This is a genomic window from Halalkalibacter sp. AB-rgal2 (assembly GCF_041821005.1).
GTDB lineage: Bacteria > Bacillota > Bacilli > Bacillales > Bacillaceae_D > Halalkalibacter.
Genome location: NZ_JBGUAV010000002.1, coordinates 87,657 through 103,788, shown reverse-complemented (window position 1 = coordinate 103,788; position 16,132 = coordinate 87,657). Strand labels below are relative to the sequence as shown.

The following is a 16,132-nucleotide window of genomic DNA, read 5'->3' as shown; positions in this document are numbered from 1 at the left end:
GTGAGAACAGATTAGCTTAGTATAAGAATGAGATTGAGTTGAGGAGAGCTGAGTTTAGTTGAGGATTAGTCGAAATGCCTCCTAATCAAATGTAAGGACACCATAAAGTTAAAAACAAAAACTTTTTCAGTGCCCTTAAATGTATTTAGGAGGCTTGTTCAGGTATATATTTGTTCACCTCCCACTCATTTCATTCATTCCTAAAGGAGTGAAGGATATGATTACCCCAACGTTTACTGAATTTCAACAGTTTTCCCGCGACTATAAGACCATTCCTGTTGTGGAAAAGCTATTTGCTGATGGACTAACCCCTGTGCAAATTGTACATCAATTAGGAGATCAAGTTTCATTTTTACTTGAAAGTAAAGATGAACATTCACCTTGGTCTAGGTATTCTTTCATTGGAATTAATCCGATATTTGAGTTAATTGAAGATAATGGTGTATATTCTTTTATGAATTTAGAGAAAGGGAAGATTCTAACAGAGCTACACACATTCCAAGAAGCCTTTGATTCAATGATGGCCTATTTAAAAGTGCAACCAATTGACATTGCCATTCCTTTCCGAGGTGGAGCTGTTGGTTATATGAGCTATGATGCAATTGAGACGATAGAACCGACACTGACTCGTCATGTCGATGATCGAATTGCTCATTATCACTTTTTAGTGTGTGAAACATTAATTGCCTATGATCATATTAAGAAGGAATTAACGATTTTAGTACATGCAAGGCCAGACGAAGGTGAAGAAGAACTTGCTTATAGTAGAGCGAAAGCTGAAATTGATCGTGTTTCACAACTATTAGAACAACCTCAAGCTCCATTGCTGTTGAAACACCTTCCTGAAACAGACGATGAAGTGACCTTTGATGGGGTCATTTCAAATTATAAACGAACTGATTTTTTAAGAGATGTCGAGCAAATTAAAGAATACATTCGAGCTGGAGACGTTTTTCAAGCTGTATTATCACAACGATTTGAAATGAATGTTACGTCCTCTGCTTTAAATATTTATCGAGTGTTACGAATGATTAATCCATCTCCATATTTATTTTATTTAAAGTTTAACACTATGGAAGTAGTTGGTAGCTCTCCTGAGCGCCTCGTTCAAGTTCAAGATGGTCATGTAGAAATTCATCCGATTGCAGGTACTAGGAAGCGTGGGAAGACGGAAGAAGAGGATCAAGCACTCGCGACTGACCTATTAGCAGATGAAAAAGAACGAGCTGAGCATTATATGTTAGTTGATCTTGCTAGAAATGATGTCGGACGTATTGCTGAATACGGATCTGTTGAAACACCTACATTGCTTGAAATCGGAAAATTCTCACATGTCATGCACATCATTTCAAAAGTGACAGGTCAATTACAAAAGAGCACAAAACCGTTAGAAGCATTAATGGCCTCTTTTCCAGCTGGCACTGTATCAGGAGCGCCTAAAATAAGAGCGATGGAAATTTTACATGAGTTAGAACCAACAGAACGTGGTGTGTATGCAGGAGCAATTGGCTACCTTGGCTTTGATGGAAATATTGACTCGTGTATTGCCATTCGAACGATGGTTATTAAGAATCAAACAGCGTATATTCAAGCTGGTGCAGGCGTGGTTGCTGATTCAGTCCCTGAACGAGAATATGAAGAAACGCAAAACAAAGCAAAAGCATTAATAAGAGCCGTACAATTAGCTGAGAGAATGTTCGGAGATGAAGGGGGAGCGCACTATGCTTAAAGACGTCTTACGCCACTGTATGAACCATGAAACATTATCAACTGAACAAGCTGAACAGGTTATGAATGAGATCATGTCAGGTCATGCAACACCAAGCCAAATCGCAAGTCTTCTAACTATTTTGCGATTCCGTGGTGAAACAGTTGAAGAAATGATTGGATTTGTTCGAGCGATGCGTTCACATTCTGTTTCTATTAACACACAAGGGGTGAATGTCATAGATACGTGCGGGACAGGTGGAGATAATTTAGGAACATTTAATATCTCAACAGCAACTGCTATTGTTTTATCAGGACTAAGTGTTCCTGTCGCAAAACATGGAAATCGAGCTGTCTCATCTAGAAGTGGTAGTGCTGATGTACTTGAGGAACTATCGATACCTATCCAACATTCAGTTGAACAAGCAAGCCGATCTCTTCAAGATTATAACCTTTGCTTTTTGTTTGCACCGCTATATCATCAATCAATGAAGCATGCGGTCACGCCACGAAAAGAAATTGGTTTCCGAACGATTTTCAATTTTTTAGGACCGATGACTAATCCAGCAAATGCGAAAAGACAACTAATCGGAGTATCTGATTTTGAATATGCTAAAAAAATGGCTAATACTCTGCTAACGATTGGAACAGAACGCACCCTTTTTGTTACTGGAAGGGATGGATTAGATGAATTATCAATTACGACGGAATCAGACTTAATTGAAGTAGCTGGTAATACGAAAAAAGAATATACGATCTCACCAGAGGAAATGGGACTAAAACGTGGCAGTTTGCATGATATTCAAGTTGATACTCCACTCGAAAGCGCCGAATTAATTCGAGCTTTATTAAAAGGAGAAGCGAACGAATCAGCAACTAGTATCGTTGCATTAAATGCCGGAGCAGCTCTTTATGTATACGGAAAAGTCAGTACAATTAAAGAAGGAGTTCACCAAGCACAGGCTGCATTAAGCTCTGGACAAATAGATGAGCATTACAAAGCGTTACAGAAGGGGGCGACCGAAAGTGCTTGATCAAATTTTAAAAACAAAGCAAAAGGAAATTGCTCATTTAATTATGCCATCACAAAAAAAAGTTCAGCATTACTCCCTTTATGATGCTTTAAGCCATTCTACGCATTCTATTGGTTTAATAGCTGAAGTAAAAAAAGCTTCTCCATCAAAGGGGCTTATTTGTCCTAATTTTCACCCACAAGACATTGCAAAAGGGTATGAAGCAGGTGGTGCTGATGCGATTTCGGTCTTAACAGATATAGATTATTTCCAAGGTCATCGTGATTATTTATCTGCTGTTAAAGAAGTCTGTTCAATCCCGGTAATGCGAAAAGATTTTATTATTGACAAGAGACAAGTGGACGAAACAGTCAAAATCGGCGCTGATGCGATGCTTCTCATTGTGGGGACCGTTCCGATAGAAGAGTTAAAGGTATTATATGATTACGCCTATTCTGTTGGACTCGAATGCCTTGTTGAAGTTCATGCAAAGAATGAATTAATTGAATTATTAAATTGCTTCACACCGAAAGTGATTGGTGTGAACAATCGAAATTTAAAAACATTTGAAACATCACTATCACAAACAGATGAAATGGCACCATTAATTCCCGAAGGTAGCTTGTTTATTAGTGAGAGTGGGATTCATACAGAGGATGATATTAAGCGTGTCAAGCAGGCAGGGGCAGCTGGTGTGTTAGTCGGGGAATCATTAATGCGCGCATCATCTCCTAAAGAAGGTATAAAAGCTTTGTTTGGAGGAGAATTTCATGCCACGTCCTCTACTTAAGTTGTGTGGAAATCATTCTGAGCATGATGTGAGCGTTGCTTTTTCAAGTACTGCCGAATACATCGGCTTTGTGTTTGCAGAAAGTAAAAGGCGTGTTTCTCGAGAGCAGTTGGAACGATTGCTTGATAATGATCATGATAAGCAAAAGAAAGTCGTTGCCCTTTTTGTGAATGAACCGATAGAAGAGATTCAAAGACAATTAGTTGGCTTAAATGTAGATATTATTCAATGTCATGGAAATGAGCCAGCTGAGTATATTAGACAGCTAAAGTCATTAGTCAAGCAATCAATATGGAAGGTGATCCATCATCACGATAACGCTCTAGAAACGATGAAGACATATGAAGGTTTAGTCGATGGGTATGTCATAGATTGTAAGGTAGGACAACAATGGGGCGGAACTGGTGTCTCATTTGATTGGCGTTTTGTCCCTCAATATATTGAGGAAGGCCATAGACAACAAGTTCCAGTATGGATCGCTGGTGGAATAAACCCTAATAATATAGAAAATTTATTACGCTATGAACCTGATGGCGTTGATTTGTCTAGTGGAATAGAAGAGAATGGTCGGAAATCATATGAACTTGTGCGGCAGTTAGAGGAAAGGATGAATAGAAATGGTACCAAATAAACGTGGACGTTTCGGTGACTTCGGCGGAAAATATGTTCCTGAAACATTAATGAATGCGTTAGAAGAATTGGAAAATGAATTAGATAAAGCTCTATTAGATAAATCCTTTCACACTGAATACTTTGAGCATTTACAAGAGTACGCAGGAAGACCAACAGCATTATCTTATGCTGAAAATATCTCCAAGGTATTAGGTGGAGCCAATATATATTTGAAAAGAGAAGATCTTTTGCATACAGGTGCTCACAAATTAAACAATGCGATGGGGCAGGCGTTACTTGCAAAGCGAATGGGCAAAAAGAAAATAGTCGCTGAAACGGGTGCAGGTCAGCATGGTGTGGCCACAGCAACGATTGCAGCAAGGTTTGGTCTTCAATGTAAAGTGTTTATGGGTGCTGAAGATATGGAAAGGCAAGCTTTGAATGTTTTTCGAATGGAGCTGCTAGGGGCTGAAGTTGTTCCAGCTACTTCAGGAAGTCAAACGTTAAAGGATGCTACGAATGAAGCGATTCGATATTGGGTCACAAATGCAGAAGATACGTTCTATTTAATTGGCTCAGTTGTTGGACCGCATCCGTATCCGAAAATGGTTCGAGATTTTCAACGTATTATTGGAGATGAATCAAAAGAGCAATTTTTAAAGCGTGTAGGCGCGCTCCCTACAGAAATTATTGCTTGTGTCGGAGGAGGAAGTAACGCAATTGGTATGTTCTATCCTTTTTTAGACGATGATGTTACGCTCATTGGTGTTGAAGCTGCTGGAAAAGGTGTTGATACGAATCAGCATGCAGCTACGATCACAAAAGGGACAAAAGGCGTGATTCACGGCTCATTAACCTATCTTCTTCAAGATGAGGCTGGCCAAATTATTGAACCATATTCGATTTCTGCTGGTCTCGATTATCCTGGAATAGGACCCGAGCATGCCTATTTGGCTAGTACGAACCGTGTGAACTATGAAGCTGTTACAGATCAGCAAGCATTAGACGCATTAAAGCTTTTGTCTGAAACAGAAGGTATCATTCCTGCTATTGAATCTGCTCATGCGCTAGCCAAAGCGTTTGAACGTGCGAAAGAATTAACGCCAAACGAGACGATACTAGTCTGTTTGTCAGGTCGAGGAGATAAGGATGTTCACACTTTGATGAAGCACTTTAGGGGGGATGAAAATGGCAACTAAACGAATGGAAGCTGTCACAGGCGGAGATAAGCCACTGTTTATCCCTTTTATTACAGCGGGAGATCCATCGAGTGAAGCGACAATTGACATTGCATTAACGCTTCAAAAGGCGGGCGCTTCTATATTAGAGCTTGGTATCCCCTACTCAGATCCACTTGCTGATGGACCAACAATCCAGGCAGCATCGAAAAGAGCTTTGAAGCATGGAATGAGTTTAGAAAAAGCACTGAAGTTAGTACCACAAATGAGGGAGCGTGGATTAACGATTCCTGTTATCATTTTCACATATGTCAATCCATTAATGCAATATGGCGAAGGGCGGATTGTCGAAGAGGCAGCTAGTTACGGAATTGACGGCTTTATCGTTCCTGATTTACCTTATGAAGAAAGTGGAGATTTTGCAGAACGATGTAATCAATTTGATCTTTCGCTTGTCTTGCTAGTCGCCCCTACATCTAAGGAGCGTATAGTCAAAATTGCCGAAAGATCACAAGGTTTTCTATACTGCGTATCTTCTTTAGGTGTTACAGGTGCACGAGCACAATTTGACCCTAGAGTATATGAATTTTTACAGACCGTTCGTGAGTCAAGTACAATTCCAACCGCAGTTGGCTTTGGGATTTCAACACCCGAACAAGCGAGCAAAATGCGCCAGCACTCTGATGGAGTCGTCGTTGGAAGTGCATTAGTTAGCAAGATTGGCGAACTGGAACAACGATTGCTAGACGAAAATAAACGATCTGAAGCATTACTAGAAATTGAACGACTTGTCAGCTCGTTAGCTGAAAGTGAAGATCAATAATGACAAGATAGGATGTGCTTTCGATGAATATCAAACAGCAAATTATTGGCTTACCTTCATATCAACCAGGTAAACCAATTGAAGAAGTTAAAGAAGAGCTTGGATTATCACGAGTCGTTAAACTAGCTTCAAATGAAAACCCATATGGTGCTTCAAAACGAGTAGCTTCCGCCATTAGCGAAGCAGCAACAAGTACAACGATTTATCCAGATGGTTATTCAGCAAAAATGCGAGAAAAAGTTGCTTTTAAATTGGGTGTTACTCCAGAACAATTAATTTTTGGTAATGGATCAGATGAAGTGATTCAGTTTTTATGTCGGGCGCTTTTATCACCAGGGACAAATACTATCACAGCTGATCCCACCTTTTCACAATACAAATTGAACGCAACAATTGAAGGGGCAGAGGTTCGTGAAGTTCCATCGGTGGATGGCGTGCATAATTTAGAGGCGATGCTCCAAGCTATAGACGAAAAGACACGAATTGTTTGGGTTTGTAATCCGAATAATCCGTCAGGTACTTATGTTAATGAAGAGACTTTTAAACGCTTCTTAGATCAAGTACCTCCACACGTATTAGTCGTTTCTGATGAAGCTTATTATGAATATGTAACAGCGAAAGATTACCCGAATACTGTGCCTTTAATCAAAAAGTATCCTAATTTAATGGTATTACGTACATTTTCAAAAGCTTATGGTTTAGCAGCTTTACGTATCGGTTATGGTGTTGGGAATGCGGAGTTTGTATCAAGCATTGATCCTGTTCGCCCTCCTTTTAATAACAATTCTTTTGCTCATTGTGCGGCTATCGCTGCTCTTGAGGATCAAGCATTTATCGATGAATGCGTGGAAAAGAATACAGAAGGAATGAAGCAGTTTGAACAATTTTGTCAGAAGCATGAGCTTTATTATTACCCTTCACAAACGAACTTCATTTTAATTGATTTTAAACAACCTGGAAATCATGTATTTGATTTTCTACTAAGAAAAGGGTTTATTGTTCGCTCAGGTAAGGCATTAGGATTTCCGACATGCGTTCGCATAACTATTGGCAAAAAAGAAGACAACGAAGAGTTGTTTACGTATTTAGAAGAATTAGTAAACCATACAACCGTTCAATAAAAGATGCTTAAGGAATCCGTCTTTCACATGGATGAGAGGCGGCTTTTTGAAAAAATAAAACTAAAAAAGGCTTTTATCAAGGAAAATGTAAGTAGATTCTCAGGTGACATAGGCTTCGTACATTACACGAAATTCCTGAAACGCTACGCACGTCGGCATTAAGAAAACTGCTACACAGTCTTCTTAGTGGCATGAAAGCATGTTTAGCATTTTGATTAGAAAGGAGAAAGGGATGGAGCGAACAGCTTTTATCATTGGATTAGGATTAATAGGTGGCTCCATAGCGTTAGCCATTCGCTCAGAGCACCATGTTCGAATAACAGGATACGATATTTCAGATGAACAACAGAAAATGGCACTATCTTTAAAAGTAATTGATGAAGTAGCACCATCTATTGAAGAAGGGGTGAAGAATGCTGACTTAATAGTGCTAGCTACCCCCGTATTAAAAACAGAAGAATTAATTAAAAAGCTATGTCATTTAGACCTTAAGCCGGGCGCATTGATTACTGATGTTGGAAGCACGAAAAAGAAAATTGTTGAAACAGCATCTTGTTTAGGAGAAAAGGATGTCGTCTTTATCGGTGGTCACCCTATGGCAGGTTCGCATAAAAGTGGAGTAGAAGCAGCTCGAGTGCACTTGTTTGAAAATGCTTTTTATATTTTTACTCCTGTTAATAAATCAGATACTAGGCACATTATTCAATTACAAAATTGGCTTAAAGGAACAAAAGCTACATTCTTAGAGTTAACTCCTGACGATCATGATCGGTTTGCTGGAGCAATTAGTCACTTTCCGCATATTGTTGCAGCCTCACTAGTTCACCAATTGGCCAATTTAGATGGTGATGATCGACTCGTTTCACAATTGGCAGCAGGGGGATTTCGAGATATAACAAGAATCGCATCTTCAAGCCCGACAATGTGGAGAGACATTTTATTACATAATAAGGAAAGCCTTTTAACATTATTAGATGAATGGTTAGTAGAAATGGAAGAAGTTCGAAATATGCTAGAACATGAAAATGCAGAAGCGATTTTCCATTACTTTCAAACCGCTAAAGCATTTCGTGAAGGACTACCTCCTCGTGAAAAAGGAGCCATTCCATCGTTTTATGATTTATTTGTCGATATTCCTGATCACCCAGGTGTGATATCAGATGTCACAGGTATTCTTGCTGAGCACGATATTAGTTTAACAAATATTCGTATTTTAGAAACTCGAGAAGATATAATGGGTGTGTTAAGCATTAGTTTTAGATCAGAAGAAGATAGACAACGTGCGAAAATACATTTAGAGAATGAAATGTATGAAACATATATATTATAAGGAGGGACATACATGGCTAAAGTAAGTGTGAATCAAGTGAGGAATGGATTAAATGGTACCATTCATGTTCCAGGAGATAAATCAATCTCTCATCGAGCCGTCATGTTTGGGGCTATTGCAAATGGGAAGACAACGGTGGAAGGATTTTTGCCAGGAGAAGATTGTTTAAGTACAATTAGCTGCTTTCGTAAATTAGGGGTAACTATTGAACAAGAAAATGAACGAGTGACGATCGAAGGAACCGGGTGGGAAGGCTTAGAAGAGCCTAGTGAAATTTTAGATGTAGGTAATTCAGGTACAACGACTCGTCTTATGTTAGGAATTCTAGCAACACGCCCTTTCCATTCTGTTGTCATTGGCGATGATTCTATTGCGAAAAGACCAATGGCAAGAGTGACTAATCCATTACGAGAAATGGGTTCAACGATTGATGGAAGAGATGAAGGGAACTTCACACCATTATCGATTCGAGGTGGAGCTACAACGGCTATTCAATTTCAATCTAAAGTTGCCAGTGCTCAAGTGAAATCAGCCATTCTATTAGCTGGTCTACAAAGTGATGGGGTAACCTCTGTTAACGAGCCTGCATTATCCCGTGATCATACAGAGCGAATGTTAGAGGCATTTGGTGTTGAAGTTCAGAGAGATGGTCTAACCGTTTCCGTTGAAGGAGGACAATCATTACAAGCTCAACATATTATCGTTCCAGGAGATATTTCTTCCGCGGCATTTTTCCTTGTTGCAGGGGCGATTGTTCCTAATAGTCAAATTACGTTACAAGGAGTTGGCATGAATCCAACTCGTTCAGGAATTATTGATGTTCTACAGCAAATGGGTGCTGAATTAACTATTGAAAATGAGCGAAACGCGGGTGGAGAACCTGTTGCTGATTTAACCATTTCAACCTCTAAATTAAAAGGAATTGATATCGGAGGTCCACTAATTCCACGATTAATTGATGAGATCCCTATCATTGCTGTATTAGCTACTCAGGCACAAGGAAAGACGATTATTCGTGATGCAGAGGAATTAAAAGTAAAGGAAACAAACCGTATTGATACAGTGGTTAGTGAGTTAACGAAAGCAGGAGCTAAAATTACCGCAACCGAAGATGGAATGGTGATAGAAGGACAAGAAAGACTTCATGGCGCTAATGTTAATAGTTATGGTGATCATCGAATCGGGATGGCAATGGCTGTCGCCGGACTTATTGCACAAGGAACGATGGTAATTGAAAGAAGTGAGGCGATTGCTGTTTCTTATCCTACTTTTTTTGAACATATTCAGCTATTACAAGGATAATAGAATAAGATGCATTTATTTGGATGGTTACTTAAAGATAATCTTTATCTCCTAAGAAAAAAACGGCTACCTCTGTAAAAGCAGGGGAGCCGTTTTAATTTGCAAAAAAAAAGCCCTCGTATTCGCAAGCTAGTAAGCGTTTACAAATACGAGGAAAATAAGCTAAGTTGTATGGATAGGAGTGGAGAGAAACCATACGCTTAATTAAAGTATACTTCTTTTTTATAAAAAGTCAACCATAATTAGAAAAAAATTAATTATCTTTTTGTCCTCATAGTGTATTCATTTATGTTTCAACGTTCTTATTTTTCATGTACATTCATAGCTTGTCTAGTAGAAGAAACTGTAAGGAGGTATAAGGATGTACTTACTAGACAAAGTGATAAAGGTTGATGAAAAGAGAGTTAAAGATCGCTGTTTTATTGTTGAAGAAGGTCGCGTACGCTATGCCACTACTACTTTTAAGCAATGGAATAAGAAAAGAGTTAGTATGAACGGGACCGTTCTATGTAATGGACGTGTTTGCTTTGATGATTCATTATTACAAGAAGGAGGAGACGATACACTCTACGAACGACAAAAGCTACTTATAAAGGATGGCTGTACGACAGTCGCAATAGCTCCACATGTAAAATACGAAAGCGAGCTTTCAAATGTCTATCACATATGGAATGTCTATTTTAAAAAAAGCATAATGGATTATGTTATTGGACTTACGATTCCTGCGTATTTAGTTAGAATGAGCTTTATTCGTAAGTGTCAAAACATGTTCATTCCTTTTTTAAAAGTGGAGCTAGAGAAAGAAGAGGATATTCACTCTATTAAATGGACACATATTTCTCATACACTATTACATTACCCTTTGACGGTCATTCCTATCTTTAAAGCTTCAACTAAACGTGCAAAGTCACTTGAGGTTATTTGGAGGAAATATTGTTTAAATTATGGTATTCATACTGACCTAGAAGCCCAGTATAGTCAGAGAATAAATAAGCCATTGTTACAAAAGATCGGTTTGTTTCCACAAAAAGGAACTCTTATTGCAGGGAGTGATCTTGATTATATAGCATACGTTGATCGAAAAAGAAAAAAACGTTATGAACAAAGAAAGCATACAGGTGATGATATAGAACGTTATAAGCACGAGGAACCAGATTTAGTTGTATTAAGAGGTCGAATTCTAAAGGTATTAAATGAATTTGATCTGAAGCCCGGTTATGGTCGACCTATTCAAATTATTCGTCCTGGACGATTTTTGTCAATGAATGATTTAATGGAGCAAGATAATCAAGTATATCGTTGGTCATAATAAGGGGAACCTATTTTGTTAAAAGGTTTAGCATAATAGGTTCCTTTTTTAAAAGGTGAAAATTTATAAAATTCTTAATCTTTTAATCAAGATACCTTTAAGTGGATTCGCAGAGTCGTCAGCTACTCTTATAAGAAAAGGCTGCTACGTTTGGTAACAAAAAATGTAAAAGTCAACTTTTCCAGTGACCTTCTGTAGCGCGGATTCTCCTATAGAAGAGGACATTCTTTCTTCTTTGCACAAAAAATGATACGATATCGTTATCCTTGTGAGAGAAGGAGGCTTACAAAAGTGTTCGAAGCATTAGACGTTATTATTCAAAAAATAGAATCGGGCAAGGTCGATGAAGGTTTAAATGAAATAGAATTATTACTTAAAGGAGCAGATCACCAAACAAAATACGAAATTGCTCAAGTTTATCAAGAATTAGGTCACGTCCAAAAGTCAAAAGAAGTAATTGATGAATTGTTAATGCTGTATCCTGATGAAGGTGAACTGTATACATTTGCTGCAGAATTATTAATTGATCTTGATCAAGAAGATGAAGCCATTGAAATGTTAAATGAAATTAAAGAGAGTGACCCTGCCTATCTACAAGCACAATTACTTTTAGCTGATTTGTACCAGTTACAATCATTAGATGAGGTCGCTGAACAAAAGCTGTTAAATGCGATGAAAAAAGCTCCTGATGAACCGATCATCTCATATGGCTTAGGAGAATTTTACTTATCACGAGGTGATTATTTTAAAAGCATTCCTCATTTAAAAAAAGCCGTTCATGCTAACGAGGCAATACCTGATGTGTATTTAGAGTTGATGTTAGCTGAAGCCTACAGTGCTACTGGGCAATTTGAAGATGCCATTCATTATTATCAAATTGGTATAAAAAAGAATATGAACGCAGATGCTTTATTTGGATATGGTTTCACAGCTTATCAAATGGGGGATATGGTACTTGCTATTGAACAGTTCGAAACACTTAAGACGTTAGATCCTGACTACTCTTCCGTTTATGCTTATTTAGCAAAGGCTTACGAATCAGAAGAAAGAATTGATGAAGCATTAGATACGTTAAAAGCAGGAATGAGTGTAGACCAATATCATGAATCCTTATATATTCAAGCTGCGAAGCTTTCCTTCAAGAAAAATGTTGAAGTGGACGGAGAGTACTATTTACAAAAAGTGATTGCTTTGAACCCTTCAAATGTTGAAGCCGTACATACATTGTCTGCATACTATAAACATCAAGATTTACATGATGAGCTACTGGATTTAATGAATCATATGAAAGATTATGGCGAAGATGATGTGATGTACAAATGGTATGAGGCATCTGCTTTACGTGAATTAGATGAATATGAAAAGGCAGAAATATTATACAAAGAAATAGCGGAATACTATGTCCAAGATATTGATTTCCTCGAAGAATATGGCCGATTTTTACTCGAGTACGGTAGGAGAGTAAAAGCGAGGGAGATTTTTGAACGTCTTTTAGCACTGAAACCAGAACGATATGATATTGTGGAGTTACTAGAAAATCTTTTAAGTGAAGAATAACGATTGAGTAAATGAATTCATACATCATTACTTCGCAAGGAGGACGAAATGGGTCATATGATATCAATTAGTGAGAAGAAGGAGTTTCTTAAACAATTCTTAGCGGAATTCGAATTGAAACGTCGGGAATGTACATGGTTATTAAATTTTTTAATGTCTGATGATGATTTAATGAAGTATGTTCATTTTGTTGAAAAAGCTGCCCACACTCCAAAAGGGCTTATTATATCTGCAAAAGGAGTGGATCACCTACCTTTTTCTTTTCACAAGCAACATCATGTGACAACTGATACTGAAAAGGCCTTTCATGATATTCGCTTAAACCAATCCGAAGATGTATATATAGAACTTCACTTTCGAGGAGCAAATCGATACTCACCTTTTTTAACTGTACTTGAAGAAAATCCATATGTTCCTGACGATGTAGAATTAACAAAAGCGTATGATAAGGCGGCAACGTTTATTTTGCAGCGATCATTAATCTCATATCGAAGAGAGCGATTAACAAGAGAGATAGATCACGCACTGGATAAAAAAGATCAAGATCGATTCAAAATGTTATTAATGGAATTAAAAAAGCTTGATGAAGAAAAGGAAAAAAAGTAAACGCTTATGTTTTTTGCATAGCAAATTGCTGTGCTTTTTTCTTGTAGAATTCACTTAAGCGCCTATTCTCTAGATCTAGTATCAAATGTAAATGAGGTGATGAAATGAAATGGAATGCAAATGATATGGATACTTATTTACAAGCGAGGGAATATATAGATACAGCTATTATTTCCTTAGTCCCAATTTCTTGGGGAACTGAAGTAAAAGGAACGGTTTCTATGGGAGAATTCATTTCGATTATATCTCACGAGCTAGAAAAGCAGTTCCATGGGAGGGTTGTATTATTTCCAGCATTTACATACTTAACAACTGAACCCAATGAACAATGTTTACATCGATTGCAACATTGGGAAGACAAACTTCTCAAAGAAGGCTTTAAACATGTTGTCTACTTAACTTCAGATGGACAGTGGCGTCAAGTGGAAGGAGGTTTACAAGGTCTGCATATTTGGTTACCGTCTATTCCTTTGGAGCATCTTGATAGCGAAAATCGCAAACGTGTCATTCACGATCAGATGAAACAATTGATCCCAATTGTGACAAACAGATGGCAATCAAGGACGTGAAAAAAGTTTGCCGAATTTGTGCCGAAAGCTAGAAGTTGTTGCACATTCATGTCTGTTGTATTATCATGAGTATGTCCTAGTATAATATGTGCTTATTTACGCCCGTTTTTGGGTTGACTTTACTTGTGCAAGGGGGGAAAATGAGTGAGCGAAAAAGACCACAAAGTATCACGGAGACAATTTCTTACGTATACACTTACGGGTGTTGGCGGATTCATGGCTGCTGGTATGCTAATGCCAATGGCACGCTTTGCCCTAGACCCAGCTTTGAGAGCCGGAGCGGAATCTGAATTTTTATACGTATGCGATGTAGATCAACTGACCGAAGATCCACAAGTATTTCCATTCAGTTTCGATCAAGTTGATGCATGGTATGAATCTGAGGTATCACGAGACGTTTACGTTTATATACGTGATAATGAAGTAACAGCATTGTCTGCCATTTGTACTCATCTAGGCTGTACCGTTGCTTATGACGGGAATGATGACTTTCCGGAGCAATTCTTCTGTCCATGTCACTTCGGGCGATTTGATAAGGATGGGCATAATATTCCTGGTACTCCGCCAAGACGACCACTTGACGCTTATGAAGTCAAGGTAGAGGATGGAAAAGTTTATTTAGGTTCAATTTATCAACGAACATAGGGAGGGGCGAAATCAATGCTTCAAAAAATTTATGACTACGTTGATGAGCGTCTAGATATTACGCCGATGTGGCGTGATATTGCTGACCATGAAGTTCCTGAGCATGTTAACCCTGCTCACCACTTCTCTGCGTTCGTATACTGTTTTGGCGGACTAACGTTCTTTATTACAGTTATTCAAATCTTATCTGGTATGTTTCTAACGATGTACTACGCACCAGATATTATTAACGCTTATCAATCTGTAGCTTTTCTACAAAATGAAGTAGCCTTCGGTGTGATCGTTCGTGGGATGCACCACTGGGGCGCAAGCTTAGTTATTGTTATGATGTTTTTACACACGTTACGTGTCTTCTTTACAGGTTCATATAAGAAGCCGCGTGAATTGAACTGGGTTGTCGGTGTCCTCATTTTCTTTGTTATGCTTGCTTTAGGTGTAACAGGTTACTTATTACCTTGGGATATGAAAGCGTATTTTGCAACAGCGGTTGTACTTGAGATCGCTGAAAGTGTGCCGGTTATTGGTGGATTTGCAAGAGCGTTGCTGGCAGGTGGAGATATTATTGGTGCAGCAACATTAACGCGATTCTTTGCGATTCATGTATTCTTCTTACCTGGTGCGTTGTTAGGCCTACTTGCAGCTCACTTCTACATGATTCGAAAACAAGGTATTTCAGGACCATTGTAAAACTAAAGTGATGCGAACTTAGTAAAGGAGGGAATAAAGATGGAACGTGGGAAAGGATTACAGTTTGTCGGTGATTCACGCGTAAAGGCAAATAACCGTAAACCTAACATACCAAAAGATTATTCAGAGTATCCAGGGAAGACAGAAGCGTTCTGGCCTAACTTCCTTTTAAAGGAATGGCTCGTAGGTGCCGTTTTCTTAATGGGCTTCCTTTGTTTAACGGTTGCACATCCTGCTCCGTTAGAGCGAATGGCAGACCCGAATGATACAGGCTACATACCGTTACCTGACTGGTATTTCTTATTCTTGTATCAATTATTAAAATATCAATTTGCATCTGGTGACTATAATGTGATCGGTGTAATCGTTATTCCAGGTTTAGCTTTTGGAGCGTTACTACTTGCTCCTTGGCTAGATACAGGCAAAGAAAGACGTCCAATTAAACGTCCAATTGCTACTTCTATGATGATTCTTTCATTTATTGCAGTTGCTTATTTAACTTGGGAATCTGTTGCTCAACATGATTGGGAAGCTGCTGCTGAGCAAGGTATGATTGTAGAAGAGGTAGAAATTAATATGGAAGCACAAGGTTATGAAATTTATTCAGTCCAGACGAGCTGTATCGGTTGTCATGGTGACAATTTAGCTGGTGTTCCAGGTGTTGGGCCTTCATTGATTGACTCCGAATTAACTGTTGAAGAAACGATTGAAGTCATTATCAATGGTATTGACGGTACAGCAATGCCAGGTGGAGCATTCGAAGGGACAGACGAAGAACTAGAAATCCTTGCTGAATATATCGTTGCTGACGGTCAACCAGAAGAATAGACATTACTCGTGTAACAAGTGCCCTAAAAGGTAGGATTTTATCTTTTAGGGCACT

The 16,132-nt window shown here is 38.5% G+C and carries 16 protein-coding genes; all 16 read left to right on the top strand.

Going from position 1 to position 16,132, the window contains the following annotated elements:
* The first annotated feature begins 217 nt into the window (after window positions 1-217).
* The gene (gene trpE, locus ACERJO_RS02045; RefSeq protein ID WP_373646413.1) at window positions 218-1,729 is read left to right on the top strand and encodes an anthranilate synthase component I; all 1,512 of its coding nucleotides are present in this window, start codon (window positions 218-220) and stop codon (window positions 1,727-1,729) included.
* Window positions 1,722-2,741 carry an anthranilate phosphoribosyltransferase gene (gene trpD, locus ACERJO_RS02040; RefSeq protein WP_247105604.1) on the top strand — a complete coding sequence of 340 codons (1,020 nt, stop codon included), beginning with the start codon at window positions 1,722-1,724 and terminating at the stop codon, window positions 2,739-2,741. The genes trpE and trpD overlap by 8 nt, the downstream gene beginning before the upstream one ends.
* Window positions 2,734-3,510 carry an indole-3-glycerol phosphate synthase TrpC gene (gene trpC, locus ACERJO_RS02035; protein WP_247105603.1) on the top strand — a complete coding sequence of 259 codons (777 nt, stop codon included), beginning with the start codon at window positions 2,734-2,736 and terminating at the stop codon, window positions 3,508-3,510. The genes trpD and trpC overlap by 8 nt, the downstream gene beginning before the upstream one ends.
* A complete protein-coding gene (locus ACERJO_RS02030) occupies window positions 3,491-4,141 on the top strand; it encodes a phosphoribosylanthranilate isomerase (RefSeq protein WP_247105601.1) in 651 nt (216 codons plus the stop codon). Before trpC ends, ACERJO_RS02030 begins: the two co-directional genes overlap by 20 nt.
* Window positions 4,128-5,321, top strand: a complete 1,194-nt coding sequence (gene trpB / locus ACERJO_RS02025) for a tryptophan synthase subunit beta (protein WP_247105600.1) — start codon at window positions 4,128-4,130, stop codon at window positions 5,319-5,321. The genes ACERJO_RS02030 and trpB overlap by 14 nt, the downstream gene beginning before the upstream one ends.
* Window positions 5,311-6,123, top strand: a complete 813-nt coding sequence (trpA, locus tag ACERJO_RS02020; protein ID WP_247105599.1) for a tryptophan synthase subunit alpha — start codon at window positions 5,311-5,313, stop codon at window positions 6,121-6,123. The genes trpB and trpA overlap by 11 nt, the downstream gene beginning before the upstream one ends.
* 23 nt (window positions 6,124-6,146) lie before the next feature.
* Window positions 6,147-7,244, top strand: a complete 1,098-nt coding sequence (hisC, locus tag ACERJO_RS02015; RefSeq protein WP_247105597.1) for a histidinol-phosphate transaminase — start codon at window positions 6,147-6,149, stop codon at window positions 7,242-7,244.
* A 232-nt stretch (window positions 7,245-7,476) separates the two neighbouring features.
* Entirely contained in the window at window positions 7,477-8,574 is a 1,098-nt protein-coding gene (locus ACERJO_RS02010) for a prephenate dehydrogenase (RefSeq protein WP_247105596.1), read from the top strand.
* A gap of 12 nt (window positions 8,575-8,586) precedes the next feature.
* Window positions 8,587-9,876, top strand: a complete 1,290-nt coding sequence (gene aroA, locus ACERJO_RS02005) for a 3-phosphoshikimate 1-carboxyvinyltransferase (RefSeq protein WP_373646412.1) — start codon at window positions 8,587-8,589, stop codon at window positions 9,874-9,876.
* 361 nt (window positions 9,877-10,237) lie between these two features.
* On the top strand, window positions 10,238-11,185 hold the full coding sequence (locus ACERJO_RS02000) for a hypothetical protein (RefSeq protein WP_373646411.1): 948 nt from the start codon (window positions 10,238-10,240) through the stop codon (window positions 11,183-11,185).
* A 291-nt stretch (window positions 11,186-11,476) separates the two neighbouring features.
* On the top strand, window positions 11,477-12,742 hold the full coding sequence (locus ACERJO_RS01995; protein WP_247105593.1) for a tetratricopeptide repeat protein: 1,266 nt from the start codon (window positions 11,477-11,479) through the stop codon (window positions 12,740-12,742).
* 48 nt (window positions 12,743-12,790) lie between these two features.
* Window positions 12,791-13,348, top strand: coding sequence for a ReoY family proteolytic degradation factor (locus tag ACERJO_RS01990; protein ID WP_247105591.1), 558 nt, complete (start codon window positions 12,791-12,793; stop codon window positions 13,346-13,348).
* 104 nt (window positions 13,349-13,452) lie between these two features.
* The gene (locus ACERJO_RS01985) at window positions 13,453-13,917 is read left to right on the top strand and encodes a YpiF family protein (RefSeq protein WP_247105590.1); all 465 of its coding nucleotides are present in this window, start codon (window positions 13,453-13,455) and stop codon (window positions 13,915-13,917) included.
* Between the two features lie 144 nt (window positions 13,918-14,061).
* On the top strand, window positions 14,062-14,562 hold the full coding sequence (locus ACERJO_RS01980; RefSeq protein WP_247105588.1) for a Rieske (2Fe-2S) protein: 501 nt from the start codon (window positions 14,062-14,064) through the stop codon (window positions 14,560-14,562).
* 15 nt (window positions 14,563-14,577) lie between these two features.
* Window positions 14,578-15,249, top strand: a complete 672-nt coding sequence (gene qcrB / locus ACERJO_RS01975) for a menaquinol-cytochrome c reductase cytochrome b subunit (protein ID WP_035340191.1) — start codon at window positions 14,578-14,580, stop codon at window positions 15,247-15,249.
* Window positions 15,250-15,288: 39 nt separating this feature from the next.
* On the top strand, window positions 15,289-16,077 hold the full coding sequence (locus tag ACERJO_RS01970; RefSeq protein WP_247105587.1) for a menaquinol-cytochrome c reductase cytochrome b/c subunit: 789 nt from the start codon (window positions 15,289-15,291) through the stop codon (window positions 16,075-16,077).
* The last annotated feature ends 55 nt before the right edge of the window (window positions 16,078-16,132 follow it).

Coding starts and splice junctions, on each gene's coding strand:
- ACERJO_RS02030 (WP_247105601.1), top strand. CDS start 3,491: ATGCCACGTCCTCTACTTAAGTTGTGTGGAAATCATTCTGAGCATGAT.
- ACERJO_RS01985 (WP_247105590.1), top strand. CDS start 13,453: ATGAAATGGAATGCAAATGATATGGATACTTATTTACAAGCGAGGGAA.
- trpA (WP_247105599.1), top strand. CDS start 5,311: ATGGCAACTAAACGAATGGAAGCTGTCACAGGCGGAGATAAGCCACTG.
- trpD (WP_247105604.1), top strand. CDS start 1,722: ATGCTTAAAGACGTCTTACGCCACTGTATGAACCATGAAACATTATCA.
- hisC (WP_247105597.1), top strand. CDS start 6,147: ATGAATATCAAACAGCAAATTATTGGCTTACCTTCATATCAACCAGGT.
- aroA (WP_373646412.1), top strand. CDS start 8,587: ATGGCTAAAGTAAGTGTGAATCAAGTGAGGAATGGATTAAATGGTACC.
- trpE (WP_373646413.1), top strand. CDS start 218: ATGATTACCCCAACGTTTACTGAATTTCAACAGTTTTCCCGCGACTAT.
- ACERJO_RS02000 (WP_373646411.1), top strand. CDS start 10,238: ATGTACTTACTAGACAAAGTGATAAAGGTTGATGAAAAGAGAGTTAAA.
- ACERJO_RS02010 (WP_247105596.1), top strand. CDS start 7,477: ATGGAGCGAACAGCTTTTATCATTGGATTAGGATTAATAGGTGGCTCC.
- ACERJO_RS01990 (WP_247105591.1), top strand. CDS start 12,791: ATGGGTCATATGATATCAATTAGTGAGAAGAAGGAGTTTCTTAAACAA.
- ACERJO_RS01970 (WP_247105587.1), top strand. CDS start 15,289: ATGGAACGTGGGAAAGGATTACAGTTTGTCGGTGATTCACGCGTAAAG.
- trpB (WP_247105600.1), top strand. CDS start 4,128: ATGGTACCAAATAAACGTGGACGTTTCGGTGACTTCGGCGGAAAATAT.
- qcrB (WP_035340191.1), top strand. CDS start 14,578: ATGCTTCAAAAAATTTATGACTACGTTGATGAGCGTCTAGATATTACG.